The organism is Microbacterium sp. NPDC087665 (assembly GCF_044743285.1).
GTDB lineage: Bacteria > Actinomycetota > Actinomycetes > Actinomycetales > Microbacteriaceae > Microbacterium.
Map to the genome: position 1 here is coordinate 330,866 of NZ_JBIUWD010000004.1, position 19,732 is coordinate 350,597.

Annotated in this window: 19 protein-coding genes and 1 other RNA gene; 7 read left to right on the forward strand and 13 right to left on the reverse strand. The window is 67.5% G+C overall.

Annotated features, from left to right (window positions below; all coding sequences use genetic code 11):
- Nucleotides 1-144 precede the first annotated feature (144 nt).
- Nucleotides 145-855, forward strand: coding sequence for a DUF4191 domain-containing protein (locus ACIOSY_RS11445; RefSeq protein WP_400853257.1), 711 nt, complete (start codon nucleotides 145-147; stop codon nucleotides 853-855).
- A gap of 63 nt (nucleotides 856-918) precedes the next feature.
- Here ACIOSY_RS11445 and ACIOSY_RS11450 read toward each other — a convergent pair whose 3' ends face one another.
- A complete protein-coding gene (locus ACIOSY_RS11450) occupies nucleotides 919-2,106 on the reverse strand; it encodes a RimK family alpha-L-glutamate ligase (protein WP_029262827.1) in 1,188 nt (395 codons plus the stop codon).
- A gap of 17 nt (nucleotides 2,107-2,123) precedes the next feature.
- On the opposite strand from ACIOSY_RS11450, the gene ACIOSY_RS11455 reads away from it, so the two are divergent.
- Nucleotides 2,124-2,615, forward strand: coding sequence for an ATP-dependent zinc protease (locus ACIOSY_RS11455; RefSeq protein WP_400853260.1), 492 nt, complete (start codon nucleotides 2,124-2,126; stop codon nucleotides 2,613-2,615).
- 12 nt (nucleotides 2,616-2,627) lie between these two features.
- On the opposite strand, the gene ACIOSY_RS11460 is transcribed toward ACIOSY_RS11455, so the two are convergent.
- Nucleotides 2,628-3,056: an RDD family protein gene (locus ACIOSY_RS11460; RefSeq protein WP_400853262.1), complete on the reverse strand. Its 429-nt coding sequence runs from the start codon at nucleotides 3,054-3,056 to the stop codon at nucleotides 2,628-2,630.
- A 146-nt stretch (nucleotides 3,057-3,202) separates the two neighbouring features.
- On the opposite strand from ACIOSY_RS11460, the gene glnA reads away from it, so the two are divergent.
- A complete protein-coding gene (gene glnA / locus ACIOSY_RS11465) occupies nucleotides 3,203-4,627 on the forward strand; it encodes a type I glutamate--ammonia ligase (RefSeq protein WP_400853264.1) in 1,425 nt (474 codons plus the stop codon).
- A gap of 61 nt (nucleotides 4,628-4,688) precedes the next feature.
- Here the strand turns inward: glnA and glsA are convergent, their stop codons facing one another.
- Both glsA and ACIOSY_RS11475 read right to left on the reverse strand, forming a co-directional pair.
- Entirely contained in the window at nucleotides 4,689-5,624 is a 936-nt protein-coding gene (gene glsA, locus ACIOSY_RS11470; protein ID WP_400853266.1) for a glutaminase A, read from the reverse strand.
- Nucleotides 5,625-5,662: 38 nt separating this feature from the next.
- Nucleotides 5,663-6,001, reverse strand: a complete 339-nt coding sequence (locus ACIOSY_RS11475; RefSeq protein ID WP_400853268.1) for a YciI family protein — start codon at nucleotides 5,999-6,001, stop codon at nucleotides 5,663-5,665.
- A 119-nt stretch (nucleotides 6,002-6,120) separates the two neighbouring features.
- Here ACIOSY_RS11475 and ACIOSY_RS11480 point away from each other — a divergent pair, with 119 nt between their 5' ends.
- The gene (locus ACIOSY_RS11480; protein ID WP_400853270.1) at nucleotides 6,121-7,278 is read left to right on the forward strand and encodes an AI-2E family transporter; all 1,158 of its coding nucleotides are present in this window, start codon (nucleotides 6,121-6,123) and stop codon (nucleotides 7,276-7,278) included.
- On the opposite strand, the gene ACIOSY_RS11485 is transcribed toward ACIOSY_RS11480, so the two are convergent.
- The 4 genes from ACIOSY_RS11485 to ACIOSY_RS11500 are packed head-to-tail and all read right to left on the reverse strand — an operon-like array spanning nucleotide 7,265 to nucleotide 12,773.
- Entirely contained in the window at nucleotides 7,265-8,185 is a 921-nt protein-coding gene (locus ACIOSY_RS11485; RefSeq protein WP_400853272.1) for a diacylglycerol/lipid kinase family protein, read from the reverse strand. The two genes, ACIOSY_RS11480 and ACIOSY_RS11485, sit on opposite strands and share 14 nt — an antisense overlap.
- 47 nt (nucleotides 8,186-8,232) lie before the next feature.
- Nucleotides 8,233-11,208 (reverse strand): bifunctional [glutamine synthetase] adenylyltransferase/[glutamine synthetase]-adenylyl-L-tyrosine phosphorylase, encoded by a 2,976-nt coding sequence (locus ACIOSY_RS11490; protein WP_400853274.1) that lies wholly within the window; start codon nucleotides 11,206-11,208, stop codon nucleotides 8,233-8,235.
- Between the two features lie 9 nt (nucleotides 11,209-11,217).
- Complete coding sequence (locus ACIOSY_RS11495) at nucleotides 11,218-12,555, reverse strand: glutamine synthetase family protein (protein WP_400853276.1); 1,338 nt, start codon at nucleotides 12,553-12,555, stop codon at nucleotides 11,218-11,220.
- A gap of 2 nt (nucleotides 12,556-12,557) precedes the next feature.
- Entirely contained in the window at nucleotides 12,558-12,773 is a 216-nt protein-coding gene (locus tag ACIOSY_RS11500) for an SPOR domain-containing protein (protein WP_400853278.1), read from the reverse strand.
- Between the two features lie 67 nt (nucleotides 12,774-12,840).
- Here ACIOSY_RS11500 and ppgK point away from each other — a divergent pair, with 67 nt between their 5' ends.
- Nucleotides 12,841-13,587 carry a polyphosphate--glucose phosphotransferase gene (ppgK, locus tag ACIOSY_RS11505; protein ID WP_400853280.1) on the forward strand — a complete coding sequence of 249 codons (747 nt, stop codon included), beginning with the start codon at nucleotides 12,841-12,843 and terminating at the stop codon, nucleotides 13,585-13,587.
- 67 nt (nucleotides 13,588-13,654) lie between these two features.
- Here the strand turns inward: ppgK and rnpB are convergent.
- The 4 genes from rnpB to ACIOSY_RS11525 all read right to left on the reverse strand — a co-directional run bounded on the left by rnpB (nucleotide 13,655) and on the right by ACIOSY_RS11525 (nucleotide 16,993).
- An RNA gene (rnpB, locus tag ACIOSY_RS11510) (RNase P RNA component class A) lies at nucleotides 13,655-14,017 on the reverse strand.
- A 64-nt stretch (nucleotides 14,018-14,081) separates the two neighbouring features.
- Nucleotides 14,082-15,779, reverse strand: a complete 1,698-nt coding sequence (locus ACIOSY_RS11515) for a bifunctional 3'-5' exonuclease/DNA polymerase (RefSeq protein WP_400853282.1) — start codon at nucleotides 15,777-15,779, stop codon at nucleotides 14,082-14,084.
- A gap of 22 nt (nucleotides 15,780-15,801) precedes the next feature.
- Complete coding sequence (locus ACIOSY_RS11520) at nucleotides 15,802-16,533, reverse strand: zinc ribbon domain-containing protein (RefSeq protein WP_400853284.1); 732 nt, start codon at nucleotides 16,531-16,533, stop codon at nucleotides 15,802-15,804.
- A 34-nt stretch (nucleotides 16,534-16,567) separates the two neighbouring features.
- On the reverse strand, nucleotides 16,568-16,993 hold the full coding sequence (locus tag ACIOSY_RS11525; protein WP_400853286.1) for a YchJ family protein: 426 nt from the start codon (nucleotides 16,991-16,993) through the stop codon (nucleotides 16,568-16,570).
- A gap of 42 nt (nucleotides 16,994-17,035) precedes the next feature.
- On the opposite strand from ACIOSY_RS11525, the gene ACIOSY_RS11530 reads away from it, so the two are divergent.
- A complete protein-coding gene (locus ACIOSY_RS11530; RefSeq protein ID WP_400853288.1) occupies nucleotides 17,036-17,884 on the forward strand; it encodes an aldo/keto reductase in 849 nt (282 codons plus the stop codon).
- Between the two features lie 7 nt (nucleotides 17,885-17,891).
- Here the strand turns inward: ACIOSY_RS11530 and ACIOSY_RS11535 are convergent, their stop codons facing one another.
- Nucleotides 17,892-18,728: a helix-turn-helix transcriptional regulator gene (locus tag ACIOSY_RS11535; protein ID WP_400853290.1), complete on the reverse strand. Its 837-nt coding sequence runs from the start codon at nucleotides 18,726-18,728 to the stop codon at nucleotides 17,892-17,894.
- A 100-nt stretch (nucleotides 18,729-18,828) separates the two neighbouring features.
- On the opposite strand from ACIOSY_RS11535, the gene ACIOSY_RS11540 reads away from it, so the two are divergent.
- On the forward strand, nucleotides 18,829-19,593 hold the full coding sequence (locus ACIOSY_RS11540) for an SDR family oxidoreductase (protein ID WP_400853292.1): 765 nt from the start codon (nucleotides 18,829-18,831) through the stop codon (nucleotides 19,591-19,593).
- Nucleotides 19,594-19,732 lie beyond the last annotated feature (139 nt).

Below are 19,732 nucleotides of genomic sequence, written 5' to 3' on the forward strand. Positions count from 1 at the left end.
TGTGGGCTGATGTGGAGAGAATCGGAACCGATCCCGATTGTGCAGAAGGAGTCAGGAAGACGCGCCGATGCCTGTCCGCATCGTCGATCCGCTTCGCGCGAACGACGACATCACGGGCCGTCCGGACTCGGTAGGCTGGTCCTTATGGCAAAGCGTGCTCCCGAACCCGAAAAGCGTCCTGGGTTCTTCTCCCAGATCAAGTCCCTCTTCCGGTTCACCCGGGAGGCATACCCGTGGTTGCCCTGGGTTCAGATCGCGATCCTGATCGCCGGCATCCTCATCGGCCTCATCGTGGGCTACCTGATCCCCCCGCTGCAGTGGTGGACCCTCCTGCTCTGGGGCATCACCGGTCTGATGGCCGGCGTACTGGGTGCGATGTTCCTGATGACGCGGCTTTCCACGTCTGCCATGTACACGAAGATCGACGGCATGCCGGGAGCGACCGGACACGTGATCAGCACCAGCCTCGGCCGTCGCTGGCAGGCTTCCGACACCCCGGTCGGAATCAACCCCAAGACGCAGGAGGCGGTCTACCGCGCCGTCGGCCGCGGCGGCATCGTCGTCATCGGCGAGGGCACCCGAGGACGCCTCACCCGTCTCATCAACGAAGAGCGCAGCAAAGCGCAGCGTGTGGCGAACGGCGTGCCGGTCACCGTGCTCTACGTCGGCCACGGTGATGACGAAGTCACCATCGCCGATCTCGCGAAGACCATCAAGAAGATCCCGAAGGCGATCGACAAGGCGACGATGGCGGCCGTGATCCGTCGCATCGAGTCCGTGTCGCAGTCGCTCTCGTCGCTGCCGATCCCCAAGGGGATCGACCCGACGAAGGTCCGCGCCCAGCGTCCGCGCTGAGCCGCGCACTCTCGTCCGCACTCTGAAAAGCGGCCGCTCTCCTCGAGAGAGCGGCCGCTTTTCTCATTCCGAGAGCGGTTGACGCGGGAGCCGACGCACCTTGGCCCGGCGGCGGCGGCGCTCGGGCACCATCGAGCGCATCTCGTCGAGCTTGCCGAAGCAGAACAGTCGATCGTCGGCCTCGAGCACGACGTGCTTGCGCGGGTTCGGGATGACCGAGACGCCGCGGTGCAGTGTGAGGACGGTGATGTCGCGTTCCCATAGGCCGGCTTCGCCCAGGGTCTTGCCGACGAGGTCGACGGCCCCGTGCACCATGAGTTCCGCCACGCCATACCCCGTGGAGACCGTTAGACGCTGACGCACGTCGATCTCCGGGAAAGCCACCTGGCCCGCGATGTAGTCGATGATCGCACCGGCGACGTCGAGCTTGGTCGCTGTCTCGATGCCCTGCAAGCCCGGCGAGGAGTTGACCTCCATGACCAGTGGCCCGTCGTCGCCCTCCAGCATGTCGACGCCCGCGACGCGCAGGCCCATGATCTGCGCCGAGCGCACCGCGGCGCGCTCGTAGACGGGGTCGAGCTCCACGGCCTCCACAGAACCGCCTCGGTGCACGTTGGAGCGGAACTCGTCTCCGGCCGCCGAGCGTCGCATCGCCGCGACCACGCGGTCGCCGACGACGAGTGCGCGGATGTCTCGTCCGCGGCTCTCGGAGATGAACTTCTGGATCAGCACGTTCTGCTTGGTGGAATGCAGCGTCTCGATGATCGCTTCGGCCACCTTCACCTGCGGCGCGAGGATCACACCGATCCCCTGTGTGCCCTCCAGCAGCTTGATGACCACCGGGGCACCCCCGACCCGCTCGATCGCGGGACGGACATCCGCCCGGTTACGCACGAAGGCTGTCGGGGGCATCGCGATGTTGTGTCGCGACAGGATCTGGTTGGCGCGGAGCTTGTCGCGCGCGCTCGAGATCCCGTTGGCGGTGTTCGGGGTGTACACGTCCATCTGCTCGAACTGCCGCACGACGGCGGTGCCGAAGTACGTGATCGAGTTTCCGATGCGCGGCAGGATCGCGTCGTAGTCGCTCAGCTGTCGCCCCCGATAGTGGAGGTCGGGTTCGTCGGCCGTGAGATCGATGGCGAACCGCAGGGTGTTCAGCACCTTGACGTTGTGCCCGCGCTGGAGGGCGGCCGCACGGAGCCGCTGGGTGGAGTACGCCTGAGGCGCACGGGAGAGCACTGCGATCTTCACGGAGATTTCCTGCCAGGATGTATCGGGTGGGTAAGTCGACATCTCATTCAAACACTCTTACGGGGTGGCGAGAATGGGTGAGCCTGCCCGATCTCGGCGTCGACTGGCTCAAAGCCAAGATCGACACGGGCGCGCGCACCTCATCTCTGCATGCTTTCGACATCGAGGAATTCGAGCGCGACGGCGAGTCGTGGGTGCGCTTCCGGGTCAAACCCTGGCAGGACAGCCAAGAGGATGCCGTCGTCGTGGAGTCCCCCATCCATGATCGCCGCGCCGTGCGCAGCTCGTCCGGGCACGCCCAGCAGCGCATCGTGGTCGAACTGCTGATCCGCCTCGTCGACCGCGAGGTGCTCGCCGAGGTCACCCTGAGCAACCGCGACGAGATGGGTTTCCGCATGCTGATCGGCCGGGAAGCGCTCCGACGCGGGTTCATCGTCGATCCGGCGCGCTCGTTCCTGGGCGGACGCGCACCGCGTGAGGCCCGTCGACGCAACCGCGGGCGCGTCTGAGAGCCCTCCGTGTCAGGCGCGGATCAGGACGGTTCCGACCGCTTTGTCGTGCAGTCCCCGCTGATCGGCATCCCAGATCACGGCCGGAATGACGACGATCAGCAGCAGCGTCCGCACCACGGGGCGCCACAGGCCGACCCAGCCGCCATCGAGGCGCACGACACGCAGGCCAAGGATGCGGTGGCCGGGACTTCCTCCCGCCGTCGGGATGAAGAGGATCTGCAGGACGGCGAACACGGCCATCGGGGCGAACTGCGACAACCCGGCCTCGCCCGGAAGGGCGAACTGCTCGAATCCGAGGAACGCGGTCGCGATGATCGTTGCCGCAATGTAATCGATCAGCAGAGCACCGATGCGGCGCCCCGGGCGACCGATGCTCCCTGTTCCGGAGACAGGCAGTCCGAGTCGTTCACCGGGGTAGGAGTTCACAGCATCCGTCACGAACCCAGTTTACCGAGCGCGATCGGAGGCTCCGTCGCCCGTCGCTCGTAACACGCTCGAAACAAAGTCGATACCGTAGAGAAATCCCCCGACCGTACTCTGCAAAGTGGCCGTGAAGCCATCGATCTGTATTACAGGAGTCGTACATGTTCAAAGATTCGTCCGAGGTACTGAGCTACATCAAGGAGAACGACGTCAAGTTCCTTGACATCCGTTTCACCGATCTCCCGGGTGTGCAGCAGCACTTCAACATTCCTGCATCGACGGTCGACGAGGCGTTCTTCACCGAAGGCCAGCTGTTCGACGGTTCGTCGATCCGCGGCTTCGCGAGCATCCACGAGTCCGACATGCAGCTCATCCCCGATGTCACCACCGCCTATGTCGACCCGTTCCGCGAGGCGAGCACCCTCGTGATGATCTTCGACATCTACAACCCGCGCACGGGCGAGATCTACTCGAAGGACCCGCGTCAGGTCGCCAAGAAGGCCGAGAAGTACCTCGCCTCCACCGGCATCGCCGACACCGCGTTCTTCGCCCCCGAGGCCGAGTTCTACATCTTCGATGACGTGCGCTACTCGGTCACCGCCAACTCCAGCTTCTACAGCGTCGACTCGGAAGAGGGCGCCTGGAACACAGGCCGTGAAGAAGAGGGCGGAAACCTCGGAAACAAGACCCCGTACAAGGGCGGCTACTTCCCGGTGAGCCCCGTCGACAAGACGGCGGACCTCCGCGATGACATCACCCTCAAGCTGATCGACGCCGGCTTCATCCTCGAGCGCTCGCACCACGAGGTGGGCACCGGCGGACAGCAGGAGATCAACTATCGCTTCGACACGATGGTCCACGCGGCGGACGACATCCTGAAGTTCAAGTACATCGTCAAGAACACCGCAGAAGAGTGGGGCAAGGTCGCGACCTTCATGCCCAAGCCGCTCTACGGTGACAACGGCTCCGGCATGCACACGCACCAGTCGCTGTGGAACGACGGCAAGCCGCTGTTCTACGACGAGGCCGGCTACGGCCAGCTCAGCGACCTGGCTCGCTGGTACATCGGTGGCATCCTGGCGCACGCGCCGGCGCTGCTCGCCTTCACCAACCCGACGCTGAACAGCTACCACCGTCTGGTCAAGGGCTTCGAGGCTCCGGTCAACCTGGTGTACTCGGCCGGCAACCGCTCCGCGGCGATCCGCATCCCGATCACGGGCTCCAACCCGAAGGCGAAGCGCATCGAGTTCCGCGCTCCGGATGCTTCGGGCAACCCGTACCTGGCCTTCGCGGCGCAGCTCATGGCGGGACTCGACGGCATCAAGAACCGCATCGAGCCGCACGAGCCGGTGGACAAGGACCTCTACGAGCTTCCCCCCGAGGAGGCCAAGGACATCCCCCAGGTGCCGAACTCGCTGCTCGACTCCCTCGACGCACTCGCGGCCGACCACCAGTTCCTCCTCGAGGGCGGCGTGTTCACCAAGGAGCTCATCGAGACCTGGATCTCGTACAAATACGAGAACGAGATCCTCCCGATGGCGCAGCGTCCGCACCCGTTCGAGTACGAGCTGTACTTCGGGGTCTGACCCTTCTCACGAAAGCGCCCCGCTGGCTTCGGCCGGCGGGGCGCTTCTGCGTCGATGGATGTCAGCGGAGGGTGCCGAACGCGTGCAGTCCGAGATCGCGGCTCAGGGCGTCGCTGACGGCGTGCCCGCGCACACTGGTGCCCCGTTCGTCGAGGGGCGGGCTGATGACCGCGGCACCGAGCACGCCGGGAGCGGAAAGCACGATCGCCCCTGAGACGCTCGACTTCGCCGGCACGCCCACTTCGCGCATCCAGCGCCCGGAGCCGTCGTAGACGCCGCACGTCGCCATCACCGACACCACGTCCCGGGCGATCGCGGCGGAGACGACCCGCTCGCCGATCACCGGGTTTCGCCCGCCGTTCGCGAGGGTCGCGCCCATCGTCGCGAGGTCGACGGCATCCACCATCACCGCGCACGCTCGCGCGTAGACGGCCACTGCCTCGTCGGCGCCGACGCGCAGCGTGCCCTCCGCGCGCATCAGATGGGCGAGGGCATGGTTCCGGTCGCCGAGCACGTGCTCTTCGTCGGCGACCTCTTCATCGAATCGCAGATCGCGTCCGGCGAAGGCCGAGAGCCCGGCGAGGATCCGCTCGGTGCGCGCATCCGCGTCGTCGCCGTCGACGAGGGAGGCGGTGAGCAGAGCGCCCGCGTTGACCATCGGGTTCGGGGGCCGGCCGGTGCCCGTCTCGAGCTTGATGGCGTCGAAGGCCTCGCCGGTGGGCTCGATGCCCACCCGGTCGAGGGCCTCTCCCCCGGTGTCGTGCAGCGCAAGAGCGAACAGGAACGGCTTGACGGCCGATTGGATGCTGAACCGCGCGTCGGACTGCGCGCTGCGGACGATGTGCCCCCCGACGGTCACGAGCGCGATGCCCAGGAGATCGGGGTCGGCATCGGCGAGTTGCGGGATGCTCTCGTCCACCACCCCGCCGTTCTCCCGCTCCGCACGCTCGCGCAGGTCGTCGAGGTCGTAGAGGCGTGGATCCGTTGCGGCGCTCATCGCCCCAGCCTCTCACGCGTCGGTGGCGGCGCTAACGATCAGCTCGCCGGGTCGTAGCCGAACTCGCGCAGCTCCTGTGGGCAGCGGCATGCAGCGGCTACCCGGCCCGCCCACTCGACGGCATCTTGACGGGACGGCAGCTCGAGTACGAGGAATCCCCCGGTGATGTTTACACCCGGATAGGTCTCGTCGCTCACCGCGCCGCGCCCTGTCACGAGCACCGGCTCGATGTCGGTGTCGATACCGCCGCCGAAGACATAGACGCCCGCGGCTTTCGCCTGTTCGATGACGGCGTGCGAGTCGGCGACGACGGACGGGAACTCCTCCTCGGCGAGAACCATGGCATCGGCCGGGAACGAGATGAGGTACTTGGTCATATGACGATGCTCCTCCACTCGCATCACATGTTCAACGACTGCGCAAGCCCCAGCGGTCGGCTTGACCCGACCGCGGCCGAGTGGTCAACTGAGAGGTCTGCACTACCGAGGGGGAGCCCATGCGCCGCAAGAAGACGGTCGCGATGACCGAGACGATCGAATCCGGTCCTGCGAACGACCGCTCATCGCGTCGGGTCGCGTCGGTGACGGCCGCCGCCCGCACGAACCCGTTCATGTTCGGTCTCCTCGGAGCGCTGGGCGTGCTGGTGGCATTGGCGATCGGCGGCATGGTCGATCAGCTGGCCACCGTTTTCGTGTACATCGGGGTCGCGCTCTTCCTCGCTCTCGGACTCGACCCGATCGTCTCCTTCATCGAGCGCAAGCTCCCGCGTCCCGCTGCGGTGACCATCGTCGTCGCCGCCGTGCTGCTCGCCTTCGCGGGCATCATCCTCGCCGTCGTCCCCCTGCTCATCGAGCAGGTCACGAACCTGATCGACAACGGCCCGCAGATGGTCGAGGACTTCATGGCCAGCGCCTGGTATGAAGATGTGAGCGCCCAGTTCGGCTCCACATTCGAGGATGCCGCGGCCGGCGTGTTGAGCTTCGTGCAGGACCCCGGCAACATCCTGAACATCAGCGGTGGCGTGTTCGCCGTCGGAGCGGGCATCGCGGGCGGTTTCACCGGGGTCGTCGTCGTCCTGATCCTCACCCTCTACTTCATGGGCTCGCTGCGCAGCATGAAGCGCGTGGCCACCCGCTTCGTTCCGGCCTACCAGCGCGACACGTTCAGCGGGCTCCTCGAGGATGTCTCCGGCGCCGTCGGACGCTATGTGATGGGCCAGGCGAGCCTGGCGCTCGTCAACGGCATCCTGAGCCTGATCTTCCTGAGCATCATCGGGGCACCGGTCCCGGCGCTGCTCGCTCTCATCGCCTTCATCGGATCGATGATCCCCTTGGTCGGAACGCTGGCCGCATCGATCATCAACTCGCTGATCTGCCTCTTCATCAGCCCGGTGACCGCTTTGATCGCGATCATCTACTACCTGGTCTACATGCAGATCGAGGCCTACGTGCTGTCGCCGCGCATCATGAGCAAGGCCGTCGCGGTACCGGGTGCCCTCGTCGTGATCGCCGCGGTGGCAGGCGGCGCGCTCGGGGGCATCCTCGGCGCTCTCGTCGCCATCCCGATCGCGGCGAGCATCATCATCATCGTCCAGAAGGTCGTCTTCCCGGCTCAGGACCGCAAGAAGACGCCCCCGGTGCTCAGCGCACCGTGAGCGCGCCCGGCTGAACGCGGACCGCGAAGGACGTGATCTCGCCCATCTCCTCGCCGTCGATCTCGAAGATCAGCGGCTGGGAGAGCTCGACCTGCAGACGTTCTGCGGTGAGGTGCTGGGTGGATTCCGTGCTCACGGCATCTTCGCCCCGTGTGAGCAGGCGGCGGATGCCGTTGTCCCAGACGACCGAACGCACGGTGTCCATCCACTGCAGAACCCCGTCGGAGCTCAGGAGGAGCACGTCGAGGAGTCCGTCGTCGAGTTGAGCGTCCGGAAGCAGTCGGATGCCGCCCTGCAGCATTCCGCAGTTCCCGATCAGCATGGTGTGGCCGCGGACCTCCTGCGGCTCTTCGTCGTCGCGCGTGACCATGATGTCCGTCATCTCGGTGCCCGACAGCGCACGCCCCATCGCTTCGACGTAGGCGAGCCAGCCGGCGCGGTCCTTGAGGTCGTCATTCGTCTCGACGAGCATCTGCGCGTCGATGCCGAACCCGACCATGACCATGAAGGCGCGGCTCTGCCCGTCGAAGTCGACCCATCCGACGTCGATGTGCTGGGGGGTGGAGTCACGCACCCGCTCCAGCGCCGACGCGATGCTGTCCAGGGGCACCCCGAGGTTGCGCGCGAGCAGGTTCCCGGTGCCCTGAGGCACGATTCCGAGCGCGACCTCCGTCGCAGCGAGCGCTTCGGCCACGGCCCGCACGGTGCCGTCGCCGCCGACCGCGATCACGATGTCGCACCCGGCCTCGACCGCATCCGCTGCCATTCCCCGACCGGGGTCTTCGACGCTGGTCTCCCACCACTGCACGGCGGCATCTGCACCGAAGACGGCGTCGACAGCAGACCGCAACGACTCCTCGTCGATCTTCGAAGGGTTCCAGACGATGCCGATGCTCGATGCGCTCATGACGCAAGCCTGGGGTGCGCAGACTCGGATGGCAAGTCGACACCCTTTCAGCCGTAGAACTCCTGCTCGAACGCCTTGCGCGCACGGCGGGTCACACCGAGGTACTCCTCTTCGAGCTCCGTCGCGGATCGATCCGGATAGCCCAGAATCCGCGCGATCGCGTCGAGCTCACGGCGGTCGGCGGGGAGTACGTCACTCGTTCGGCCGGTGAGGATCGTGATCGCCGAGCGCAGCCGGCTCGCCAGCAGCCATGCCTCGCGCAGACGCTCGGCGGCCTCCTCCGGGATCAGCCCCGCCTCCACGGCCGCCGCCAGCGCTCCCAGTGTCGATGTCGTGCGCAGACCGGGCACCGCGTGGGCATGCTGGAGCTGAATGAGCTGGACGAGCCACTCCACGTCGCTGAGCGTGCCGGGACCGAGCTTGAGGTGGCGCCGCGGGTCGGCGCCCTGCGGCAGCCGCTCTCCCTCGACCCGAGCCTTGATGCGCTTGATCTCGCGGGTGCCCTGCAGATCGACGGCCGACGGATAGCGGATCGTGTCGGCGAGTTCGGTGAATCGGGCGATGAGCTTCGCGCTGCCTGCCACACCGCGCGCACGGAGCAGCGCCTGAGCCTCCCACGACAGCGACCACCGCCGGTAGTACTCCGCATACGCCTCGATCGACCGGACGACCGGTCCGTTGCGCCCTTCGGGTCGCAGGCCCGCGTCGAGGTCGAGAGGAAGCCGATGGTCGGTGACGTGCTCGCGCAGTCCGGCGACGATCTTGGTCGCCAGTGCCTGGGCCCGCCCGGGATCGACGCCGTTCGCGTCGTACACGTAGAGGATGTCGGCGTCGGAGCCGAATCCGAGTTCCGCTCCACCGAACCGCCCCATCGCGATCACGGCGAAGTCCAGCGCGTCGTCCTCCGGGGGAACGACCTCGCGCTGCACGGCACGCAGCGCCGCCTGGATCGTCGCTTCGGTGATGTCGGTGAGCGCCGTCGCCACGTCTTCGATCGTCAGGACGTCGAGCACACCGCCCATAGCCGTGCGCAGAAGCTCGCGGCGCCGAAGGGCCCGGACGGCTCGGAGCGCGTCGCCGATCGTATCGTGGCGGGTCTGGATCGCCCGCGCCTCTTCGTAGAGGGCGGCACCGCCACGCGGTCTCAGCAGTTCGGTGCTGTCGAGCCAGGCGACGGACTCCGGGATCCACTCCATGAGTTCGCCGATGTACCGCGACGACGACAGAAGACGCGTCAGGCTCTCTGCCGCGCCCGACGAGTCTCGCAGCATGCGGAGGAACCAGTGGGTGTTGCCGAGTCGCTCGCTGATGCGCCGGAAAGCGATCAGCCCGTAGTCGGGATCGCTGCCGTCCGCGAACCAGCGCACCATCACCGGCATGAGGTGGCGTTGAATGGTCGCCTTGCGGCTGAGGCCGCTCGTCAACGCCCCGATATGGCGCAGGGCTCCTGCCGGATCCCGGAAGCCGATCGCGGCGAGTCGATCGTGCGCCTGCGCCGTCGACAGAGAACGTTCCCCTTCGGGGAGCGCAGCCACCGCGCTGAGGAGCGGCCGGTAGAACAGTCGAGTATGGATCTCCCGCACTTCGCGGCGCACGCTCTCCCAGCGGGCCCAGATGCCGTCGCCACTCTCCGCGAGTCCTGTGCTCCTCGCCAGCACCCGCAGGCCTCCCGGCGTGCGGGGCATGAGGTGCGTGCGGCTGAGCTCGCGCAACTGCAGGCGGTGCTCCATCAACCGCAGCACGCGGTAGTCGTCGGCGAAGGTGGATGCCTCGGTGCGACCGATGTAGCCGCCTTCGACGAGGGCATCGAGGCTCTCGAGCGTTCCCCGCGTGCGGAGCGAGGCATCGGTGAGTCCGTGGACGAGCTGCAGGAGCTGCACGGTGAACTCGATGTCGCGCAGGCCGCCCTCGCCGAGCTTGAGCTGATACGGCGCATCCTCGGGGTCGATGTGCTCCTTCACGCGCTCACGCATGCGCTGCACGCTGTCGACGAAGTTCTCCCGTGCGGCGCTCGACCAGATCTTCGGCTGTACGGCCGCGATGTACTCGGCGCCGAGTTCCGCATCTCCGGCCAGTGGCCGCGCCTTCAGCAGAGCCTGGAACTCCCAGCTCTTCGCCCAGCGGTCGTAGTACGCGAGATGAGAGGCCAGCGACCGCACCAGAGCGCCCTGCTTGCCTTCGGGGCGCAGGGCGGCATCGACCTCCCACAGGGGCGGTTCCACCTCGATCCCGTCGAGACCGCGCATCGTCTCGCGGGCGAGTCTGGTCGCGATGTCGATAGCCCGCGCCTCGCTCACCATCTCTTCATCGGCCGTGCCGCCGACGAAGATCACATCGACGTCGCTCACGTAGTTGAGTTCGCGCGCTCCCGCTTTTCCCATCCCGATGATCGCGAAGCGCACCGCCGCGATCTCGCGTTCCGGTATCGAATCGCGAAGCCGGCTCCGTGCGACGGCCAACGACGCCTCGAGGGCGGCGCCGGCGGCATCCGCCAGTGCGGCGGCGACGTCGGCGAGAACCTCGACGGGAGCGTCATGCATCACATCGAAGGCGACGATCGCCGCCAGGTTGCGGCGATAGGCGACCCGAACAGCCACCAGCGCCGCATCATCGCCGGCGCCGGCGAATCCGTCGACCGCGTCCACCGCATCGAGCAGACGCGCACGCAGGTCATCGGCCGTCGGAAGCGTGTCCGACGGCTCCGCGAGCACGGAGAGCTGCTCCGGATGCCTCAGGAAGAAGTCGGCCAGCCCTTCGGATGCCCCGAACACGCGCCATGCTCGACGCTGGGCTTCTCCCCCATCGAGGAGAGCCGCGAGCGGCGCCGGATCGCGACGGGCGACCCGCAGCATTCCGCGCACGGCCGCATCGGGGTCGGCGGCGTCGGCACCTGTGAGCACCGCGGAACGTTCACGACCGAGGAGATCCGCGAGCTCGGTGAGGCAGGCGGCCGCCTCACCGAGATCGTCGAAACCCAGCCGGGCCAGAGCGGAGAGCGAGACGGAGTCGTCCGGACGGGCCATACGCGCGCCTCAGAGAAGCTCGAGATTGTTCTTCAGCTCGAGGGGCGTGACTTGACCGCGGTACGCCTCCCACTCCTTGCGCTTGTTGAGCAAGACGTAGTTGAAGACCTGCTCGCCGAGAGTCTCGGCGACGAGCTCGGACTGCTCCATGTACTCGAGAGCGTGGTCGAGGCTGGCGGGCAGCGAGGCGTAGCCCAGCGCGCGGCGCTCGGCATCGCTGAGCGACCACACGTTGTCCTCCGCCTCCGGGGGCAGCTCGTACTCCTCTTCGATGCCCTTCAGGCCGGCGGCGAGCATCAGCGCGTACGCGAGGTACGGGTTGGCCGCCGAATCCAGCGCACGGTACTCGACGCGCGAGGACTGACCCTTGTTCGGCTTGTACATGGGCACGCGCACGAGTGCCGAGCGGTTGTTGTGACCCCAGGTCACGAAGCTCGGAGCCTCGTCGCCGCCCCAGAGACGCTTGTACGAGTTGACGAACTGATTGGTCACCGCAGAGATCTCGTTCGCGTGGCGCAGAAGCCCCGCGATGAAGTGACGGCCCGTCTTGGAGAGCTGATATTTCGCGCCCTCTTCGTAGAATGCGTTCTGGTCGCCCTCGAACAGGGACATGTGCGTGTGCATGCCGCTGCCCGGGTGGCCGCTGAGAGGCTTCGGCATGAACGTCGCGTAGACGCCCTGTTCGATCGCCACCTCCTTGATGACGGTGCGGAAGGTCATCACGTTGTCGGCGGTGGTCAGGGCGTCGGCGTATCGCAGATCGATCTCGTTCTGACCGGGGCCGCCCTCGTGGTGGCTGAACTCGACCGAGATGCCGAGATCTTCGAGCATCCGCACCGACCGGCGGCGGAAGTCGTGCGCCGTGCCGCCCGGGACGTTGTCGAAGTATCCGGCGGAGTCGACCGGTACGGGGCCTTCCGGACCGTACGACGAGGACTTGAGTAGGTAGAACTCGATCTCGGGGTGCGTGTAGAACGTGAACCCGGCATCCGCAGCCTTGGCCAGCGTGCGCTTGAGCACGTGACGCGGATCGGCGACGGCCGGCTGGCCGTCGGGGGTCGTCAGATCACAGAACATGCGGGCGGTGGGGTCGATCTCACCACGCCACGGCAGAGTCTGGAACGTCGTCGGATCGGGCTGCGCGAGGAGGTCGGACTCGTAGCTGCGCGTGAGCCCCTCGATCGCGGAGCCGTCGAAGCCGATGCCCTCGGCGAATGCCCCTTCGACCTCGGCCGGCGCGATCGCGACCGACTTGAGGGTGCCGATGACATCCGTGAACCACAGGCGGACGAACTTGACGCCACGCTCCTCGATCGTCCGGAGGACGAAGTCTCTCTGCTTGTCCATGACTATTCGGTGCCCTGGCCCTTTCGTGCGTCCCAGCCGGACTCGGCCGCTTCTTCCTCTGCCCACGCGTTCGAGCGCTCGCGCATCTTCTCGGGGGCACGGGCCGCCTCGTCCGCCGTGTCGAACGGGCCGACGCGATCGCTGGACGGCGAGATCATGCCGAACTCGACCTGCTTCGTCTCGAGGTTGTACCAGTACTGCTCATCACCGTCGGTCATGGCCGTCCCTTCGTCGCCTGATGTCACGATCCTATCGGCGTGAGCGGCTGTGGCTAAGCTAAGCGACATGGCAAAAGCGATCGGTGTCGATATCGGCGGCACGGGCATCAAGGCAGGAATCGTCGACCTCGAGCACGGGATCATGGCGTCCGACAGGGTACGCGTGCCCACCCCGGAGGGCGCATCCCCCGATGACGTGCTCACGGCCGTGCAGACGGTCCTGAAAACTCTCGATGTCGACTCGTCGACGATGCCGCTGGGCGTCGCCTTCCCCGCCATCGTGAAGCGCGGCAAGACGTTGTCGGCGGCGAACGTCTCGAAGGAATGGGTCGACTTCGACGCCGAGCGCTTCTTCCGTGACGGCCTCGGTCGCAACATCGTCTTCGTCAACGATGCGGATGCTGCGGGCGTCGCCGAGGCACGCCACGGTGCTGCTCGGGATGTGCGCGGTTTCACCCTGCTCACCACGCTCGGAACGGGTATCGGATCCGCGTTCCTCTACGACGGCGTCCTGCTCCCCAACACCGAACTCGGTCACCTGAATTTCCGCGAGTACGAGTCCGTCGAGCAGTGGGCGGCGACATCGGCTCGCGAACGCGACGGATTGACGTGGGCCGAGTGGGCCGAGCGCCTCCAGGCCTTCTACTCGCACATCGAATTCCTCTTCAGCCCCGACCTGTTCGTGGTCGGCGGCGGAGTGTCGAAGAACGCGGGCGACTTCCTGCCCCTCCTCGACCTCAAGACCCCGATCGTTCCGGCCATCCACCGCAACAACTCGGGGATCATCGGCGCAGCCTCGCTCGCCGGCGACTGACACTTCGCGACCATTCGAGAAGAAGGCCCGGTGACCACATGGTCACCGGGCCTTCTCCACGTCGAGGCGAATGGGCCGACCTGTACGCCGGGTTCTGTTCCGGGGTTCTTCGCCCCTTCGACGGCCATCTCTCTCGGCGACACGTTGCCGTGCCGCTCCAGCGGTCTACCCGAGGACTCGGCGAGCCGCGTCAACATCCTCTGTCTGACCTTGCTCCGGGCGAGGTTTACCTGGCGGGACATGTCACCATGTCCCCCGGTGGTCTCTTACACCACCCTTTCACCCTTACCCCCGGCGGACCGGGGGCGGTCTACTCTCTGTGGCACTGTCTCGCGGATTGCTCCGGGTGGGTGTTACCCACCGCCCTGCCCTGTGGAGCCCGGACGTTCCTCGGTGCGGTTGCCCGCCACGCGACCGTCCAGTCGACCCATTCGCGTGCTCAGTCTACGTGTCGACCGCCATCGCCCGCTCGGCCCCGGTATCTTCCGCGCCGACTACTTCTCAGCCGACTGCGTGATGCGCAGGTCGAGGGGCACGTCGATCGGGAAGGTCCCGAAGAGGCGCGTCGTGGCGACGGCCGCCGCTTCGCGCACGGCGTCGGCTGCGGCATCCGCCTGTTCTGCGGGGACGTGCAGGATCACCTCGTCGTGCAGGAAGAACGCGAGGTGCGCCGCCGAGGCGAAGGGACCGGATGCGGGCGCGGGCTGTTGCGCGGCATCCAGCTGCTGCAGACGATGCCGGATCTCGGCGAGCCAGATCAGCGACCATTCCGCGGCGGTTCCCTGCACGATGAAGTTCCGCGTGAACCGCCCCCAGTCACGTGACCGGCGACGCGCCAAAGCGACGACCGCTGCATCGGTGTCCGCGGCCGTCGCAGCCGACTGGAGCGACGCCCACTCCGAGGACGGTCGCGGGGAGGAGCGGCCGAGCCACGTCGAGACGACCCCTCCGTCCTCGCCGGTGCGAGCTGCCGCATCGACGAGAGCCATCGCCTTCGGATAGACCTTCCTCAAACGCGGCACCAGTCGACCGCTGTCGCCCGTGGTCGCCCCGTACATCGCACCGAGCACGGCGTACTTCGCCTCTTCGCGGGTCGCCACCGCGCCGGAATCGACGACACCGGCATACAGATCCGTGCCGCGAGCCGCACGCGCCATGGCCTCGTCGGCTGCCATGGCAGCGAGCATCCGGGGCTCGAGCTGCGCCACGTCGGCGACGACCAGCACCCACCCGGGGTCGGCCCGAACGGCGGGACGGAGGCTCCGGGGCAGTTGCAGGGCGCCACCGCCGGACGATGCCCAGCGTCCGGTCACCACCCCACCGGGGATGTACACCGGCCGGAACCGTCCGTTCTGCACCCATTCCGCCAACCAGACCCACCCGTTGGCGCTGAGCAGACGGGAGAGCTTCTTGTACGCGAGCAGGGGCTCGACCACCGGATGATCGTGCTCCGCGAGTTCCCGCCGGCTCGTCGACTCGACGTGCACTCCCGCTCGATGCAGTGCCCGGAGGAGCTTCGGTTGGCTGTCGAGGTGCAGGGTCGGCGCATCGAGGAGACTCCGCACCCGATCTCCGAGCTCGACCATCCGGCTCGGCAGCCCGCCGCCGAGAGGACGCGCTCCCAGCGTCTCGGTCAGGAGCCCATCATGGACCGACTCGTCCCACGGCACCCCGGCGGCTCGCATCTCCTCCGCCACGAGTCCGCCGGCGGATTCCGCGGCGCACAGCAGCGCGAGCCGGCCGTCTGCGGCGGCATCGATCACACGACGCTGGTCACGGTACTGATCGAGCACCTCGGCGACCGCATCACCCGGAGCGTCGGCGTCGACCAGGTCGAACAGCGCCGGGGCGCTCTCGACGGCCTCGCGCCGCACCCAGGTGTGCGAGGGTGCGAGCGGATGCGGGACGCTCGCCGTGTCACGAAGGATGGCGTGGCACAGGAGGAGGTCATGGGTGCGAGAGAGCCGGATGCCCGCGGCGAGCAGCATCGGATAGAGGTCGCGTGTACTGCGGAGGATCCAGCGCGGCGCAGCATCCTGCTCCACCTGGGACACCCAGGCGAGGAGGTCGCTCGCGTCGTGTCGAACGCGCGAGCGTTCCTCTCCGAGCGCATCGATCTCGACCGCCGTGTAGGTCTCATCGTCGTGGGCGATGAGGGCGACGCGTCGTTCCGCGGAAGCGCTCGCGCTCATCGTCGAGGGAGCGCCGCGAGTGTCACAGCCCGGATTCCTCCGTGCGCACCAGGATGCATCCGCACTCGGGACAGAAGACGACGGTATCGTCCGCAGCGCGGCGGATGTCATTGAGGTCTGTGCCGGGCAGGACCATGCGGCAGCCCTCGCACGTGCCCCGGCTGATCAGCGCGGCACCGGCGCTGTTCGCCGAGCGCTGCGTGTATTCGGCGAGCAGCGGTGCGGGAACGTTCTCGGCGACGGCCGCCCGGTCCCGGGCGAGCTGCACACCCAGCTCCGCAGCCGCGGCGACATCCGCCTTGCCCTGCGCGCTGAGCGTCGATCCCTCGGACGTGGTGATGTCGATCAGCGCCTGCTGCGCCGCGACGGCGGCATCGGCCTCTTCGAGACGGCCCATGACGTCGAGCTCCGCGTCTTCGAGGTTGCTCTGGCGCTGGGTGAGGCTGGCGATCTCGTGCTCGAGGGCCTGCGCGTCTTTCGGGTTCGTCGCGACGGCGAGACGCTCCACGTCGCGTGCGCGCCGCTTCTCGACCAGCGCGACGTCGGACTCGAGACGCGTCAATTCGGTGCGCACGTCGTCGCGCGTGCCGGTGAAGGCGGTGAGCTCGCGCAGCTGCTCTTGGCGGATGGCGACGAGCTCGGTGATGCGAGCCGCCTGCGAAGGATGGGTTCGGGCGCGATCCGCCTGCGCGATGCGCCGGTCCAGGTCGGCGATGTCGAGCAGGATGCGCTGATGTTCGGGGCTGGCGTTCACGCTCTCAAATCTATCGTCTGCGTCGGACGTGGCGTTACTGCACGTCGCCGTCGACGTAGAACCATGTCCGGTCCTCGCGCACGAACCTGCTGCGCTCGTGCAATGAGCCCCGGTGCTCACCCTGCCGCCAGTGCGCTTCGAACTCGACGATCCCGGTGGTGTCGAACGGTCCGCCCGCCTCATGCCCGAGCACGACCAGACGGCGCCAGCGCAGATCGTCTTCGAAGTCGACGTCCGCCGGGCGGTTCGACGGATGCCAGGTCGCACGCAGGTAATCCGCCCGCTCCAGCACGAACGCCGAGTAGCGGGATCGCATCAGGCGTTCGGCTGTCGGTGCAGCCGCGACTCCCCGCAGCAGAGGTCCGCAGCACGCGCCGAAGACGTCACCCGACGAGCAGGGACAGCGATCCGAGTCGTCCGCATCGATGTCATCTGACGCCATGTGGGCCGCTCGTGTCATGCCCCCAGCGTACGCTCGAACAACCGACCACGAAGGAGCACCGTGAGCACCCACCCCACCATCCCCACGTTCACCGCCCACAACGGATTCGCCCTGCCGGCGATCGGTCTGGGAACCTACGCGCTCAACGGCGATGCGGGTGCGGACGCCGTCACCGGGGCGCTGGGAGCGGGATACCGACTGGTCGACACCGCGTTCAACTACGAGAACGAGGGTTCGGTGGGCCGCGGCGTGGCCGCATCCGACGTCGATCGCGCGCAGATCATCGTCACGACCAAGCTCCCGGGCCGCCACCACCCGTCGGCGAAGGCCCGCACGAGTATCGAGGAGAGCCGGTCGCGACTCGGCCTCGACATCACCGATCTGCACCTCATCCACTGGCCGAACCCCGGCCAGGACGAATACGTGCAGGCGTGGGCGGCGCTGGTCGATGCGCAGCAGCGCGGCGTCGTGCGGCAGATCGGAGTCTCGAACTTCCTTCCCGAGCACCTCGAGCGCATCGAGCGCGAGACGGGCGTGCGTCCGGTCGTCAACCAGATCGAGGTGCACCCCTACTTCCCGCAGGAGGAGCAGATCGCGTACCACCGCGAGCACGGCATCCTCACCGAGGCATGGAGCCCGCTCGGCCGTGCGAAGGAACTGCTCGACGAAGACGTGATCCGCGAGGTCGCCGCTTCGCACGGCATCTCCCCCGCCCAGACGGTTCTCGCGTGGCACGTCGCTCGCGGAGTCGTCTCGATCCCGAAGGCGTCATCGCTCGAGCACCAGGTCGCGAACCTCGCCTCCGCCGAGGTCGCGCTCGATGAGGCCGAGGTGTTGGCGATCACCGGGCTCGGACGCCCGGACGGTCGGCTGTTCGATGCTGATCCCTCGCGCCACGAGGAGTCCTGAGCCCCGCTCAGACCCGTTGCGTTCCCAGCACCCGCAAGAATTCGAGCTTGCTCGCGGCCTCGCTGCCCGGGGTGGCGGTGAGCACGATGAGCGCCTGAGACTCGTCTTCGGTGAAGAGTGCCTGGCAGTCGACCTCGATCTCGCCGAGTTCGGGGTGCACCATCGTCTTGTGCTGCTCGAAACGGCGCCCCACCTCATGGTCGTCCCAGAGGGTGAGGAACTCGGGGTTGCGCGTGCTCAGCTCCTTGACGATCTCGCCCGCCCGTGACCGTGCGCCCATGACACCGTGCGCGGCGCGCAGGGAAGCGACCAGCGCACGACTCTGACGGGCGTGGTCGATCTCGCGGTACCGACGACGCTCGGTGTCGGGGTGGGCGAACCAGCGATAGATGCCGCTGCGGTCGAGCCCGGTGAGAGCGCTCGAATCGCCGAGCAGCGCGCGCGCCGCATCGTTCTGCACCAGCACCTCATCGAGAACCGAGACGACGAACGCCGGGGTGTCGTGCAGACGATCCAGCACGCGCAGGATGCCGGGGCGCACGTAGTCCGTGACCTGTGCACGGTCCGGGGCGCTGTAGCCGCACAGCCGATACAGATAGTCGCGCTCATCCTCGCTGAGACGCAGGGCCCGGGCGAGCGCCGCCAGGATCTGCAGGCTCGGCTGCGGTCCCCGCCGCTGTTCGAGGCGCGTGTAGTAGTCGGTCGACATGGTCGCGAGCTGCGCGACCTCTTCGCGCCGCAGACCGACGGCGCGACGGCGCGCCCCCTCGCTGAGCCCGACGTCGGCGGAGGTCAGGGCCTCCCGGCGTCGGAGGAGGAAGTCGGCCAGCGCGTCACGATCCACCCGAGAAGTATCTCCCGCTCGCGGAATCCGATCCAGGGATTCCCCGTCCCTGGATCGGCGCTCTCTGGAGCCATCGGCACGGTGGGATCAGGCTGAGAGCATGAACATCAGCGGAAACACCATCTTCATTCCGGGTGCGACGAGCGGCATCGGTCTGGCGCTCGCCCTGAGCCTGCACGATCGCGGCAACACCGTGATCGTCGGCGGGCGCCGAGCCGAGCTTCTCCAGACGATCGCCGCCGAGAACCCCGGTCTCCACACCGTGCAGATCGACACCACGGATCCCGCGAGCATCGCCTCGGCCGCGCGGTCCGTGCTCGCGGAGCATCCGACGCTGAACGTGCTCGTCGCGATGGCGGGCGTCATGCGCGCCGAGGATTGGACGGCACCCGCAGGATTCCTGGAGAGCGCTGAGAACACGATCACCACGAATGTGCTCGGTCCGATCCGCCTCATCGCCGCCTTCGTCGAGCACCTGCAGACGATGCCGGATGCCACGATCATGACCGTGTCCTCTGGCCTCGCTTTCGCTCACCTGCGCGTCACGCCCAGCTACAACGCCAGTAAGGCGGCGATCCACATGCTCAGCGAGTCGCTGCGGCTGCAGCTCGCGGAGACGACCGTCTCGGTGCTGGAACTCGAACCGCCCGCCGTGCGCACGGCTCTCATGCCCGGTCACGAGGTCAACGAGGCGGCGATGCCGCTCGACGAGTTCATCGACGAGGTCACCGCCCTGATCGAATCACAGCCCGAGGCGACCGAGATCCAGGTCGAGCGCGTGAAGTTCCTGCGCTATGGCGAGGCACGCGGCGACTACGACCAGGTGGTCGCGGTCTTGAACCGGACCGACCCGCACGGGCGTTGAATCGAGTCGGGGGGGGGGGGGGCCGGGGGCCCCCCCCCCCCCCCCCCCCCCCCCGGGGCCGGGGGGGGGGGGGGGGGGCACGCGCCAAGGTGACGCGACAAATACTGCGGTGCCGGGTGGGGCCCGAGAGGCCACTACT

Bases quoted from the DNA above. Each gene is read 5' to 3' on its own strand.
- ACIOSY_RS11540 (WP_400853292.1), top strand. From the start codon at position 18,829: ATGAACATCAGCGGAAACACCATCTTCATTCCGGGTGCGACGAGCGGC.
- ACIOSY_RS11525 (WP_400853286.1), bottom strand. From the start codon at position 16,993: ATGACACGAGCGGCCCACATGGCGTCAGATGACATCGATGCGGACGAC.
- ACIOSY_RS11515 (WP_400853282.1), bottom strand. From the start codon at position 15,779: ATGAGCGCGAGCGCTTCCGCGGAACGACGCGTCGCCCTCATCGCCCAC.
- ACIOSY_RS11500 (WP_400853278.1), bottom strand. From the start codon at position 12,773: ATGACCGACGGTGATGAGCAGTACTGGTACAACCTCGAGACGAAGCAG.
- ACIOSY_RS11495 (WP_400853276.1), bottom strand. From the start codon at position 12,555: ATGGACAAGCAGAGAGACTTCGTCCTCCGGACGATCGAGGAGCGTGGC.
- ACIOSY_RS11475 (WP_400853268.1), bottom strand. From the start codon at position 6,001: ATGACCAAGTACCTCATCTCGTTCCCGGCCGATGCCATGGTTCTCGCC.
- ACIOSY_RS11480 (WP_400853270.1), top strand. From the start codon at position 6,121: ATGCGCCGCAAGAAGACGGTCGCGATGACCGAGACGATCGAATCCGGT.
- ACIOSY_RS11445 (WP_400853257.1), top strand. From the start codon at position 145: ATGGCAAAGCGTGCTCCCGAACCCGAAAAGCGTCCTGGGTTCTTCTCC.
- ppgK (WP_400853280.1), top strand. From the start codon at position 12,841: ATGGCAAAAGCGATCGGTGTCGATATCGGCGGCACGGGCATCAAGGCA.
- ACIOSY_RS11485 (WP_400853272.1), bottom strand. From the start codon at position 8,185: ATGAGCGCATCGAGCATCGGCATCGTCTGGAACCCTTCGAAGATCGAC.
- glsA (WP_400853266.1), bottom strand. From the start codon at position 5,624: ATGAGCGCCGCAACGGATCCACGCCTCTACGACCTCGACGACCTGCGC.
- ACIOSY_RS11455 (WP_400853260.1), top strand. From the start codon at position 2,124: ATGTATCGGGTGGGTAAGTCGACATCTCATTCAAACACTCTTACGGGG.
- ACIOSY_RS11490 (WP_400853274.1), bottom strand. From the start codon at position 11,208: ATGGCCCGTCCGGACGACTCCGTCTCGCTCTCCGCTCTGGCCCGGCTG.
- glnA (WP_400853264.1), top strand. From the start codon at position 3,203: ATGTTCAAAGATTCGTCCGAGGTACTGAGCTACATCAAGGAGAACGAC.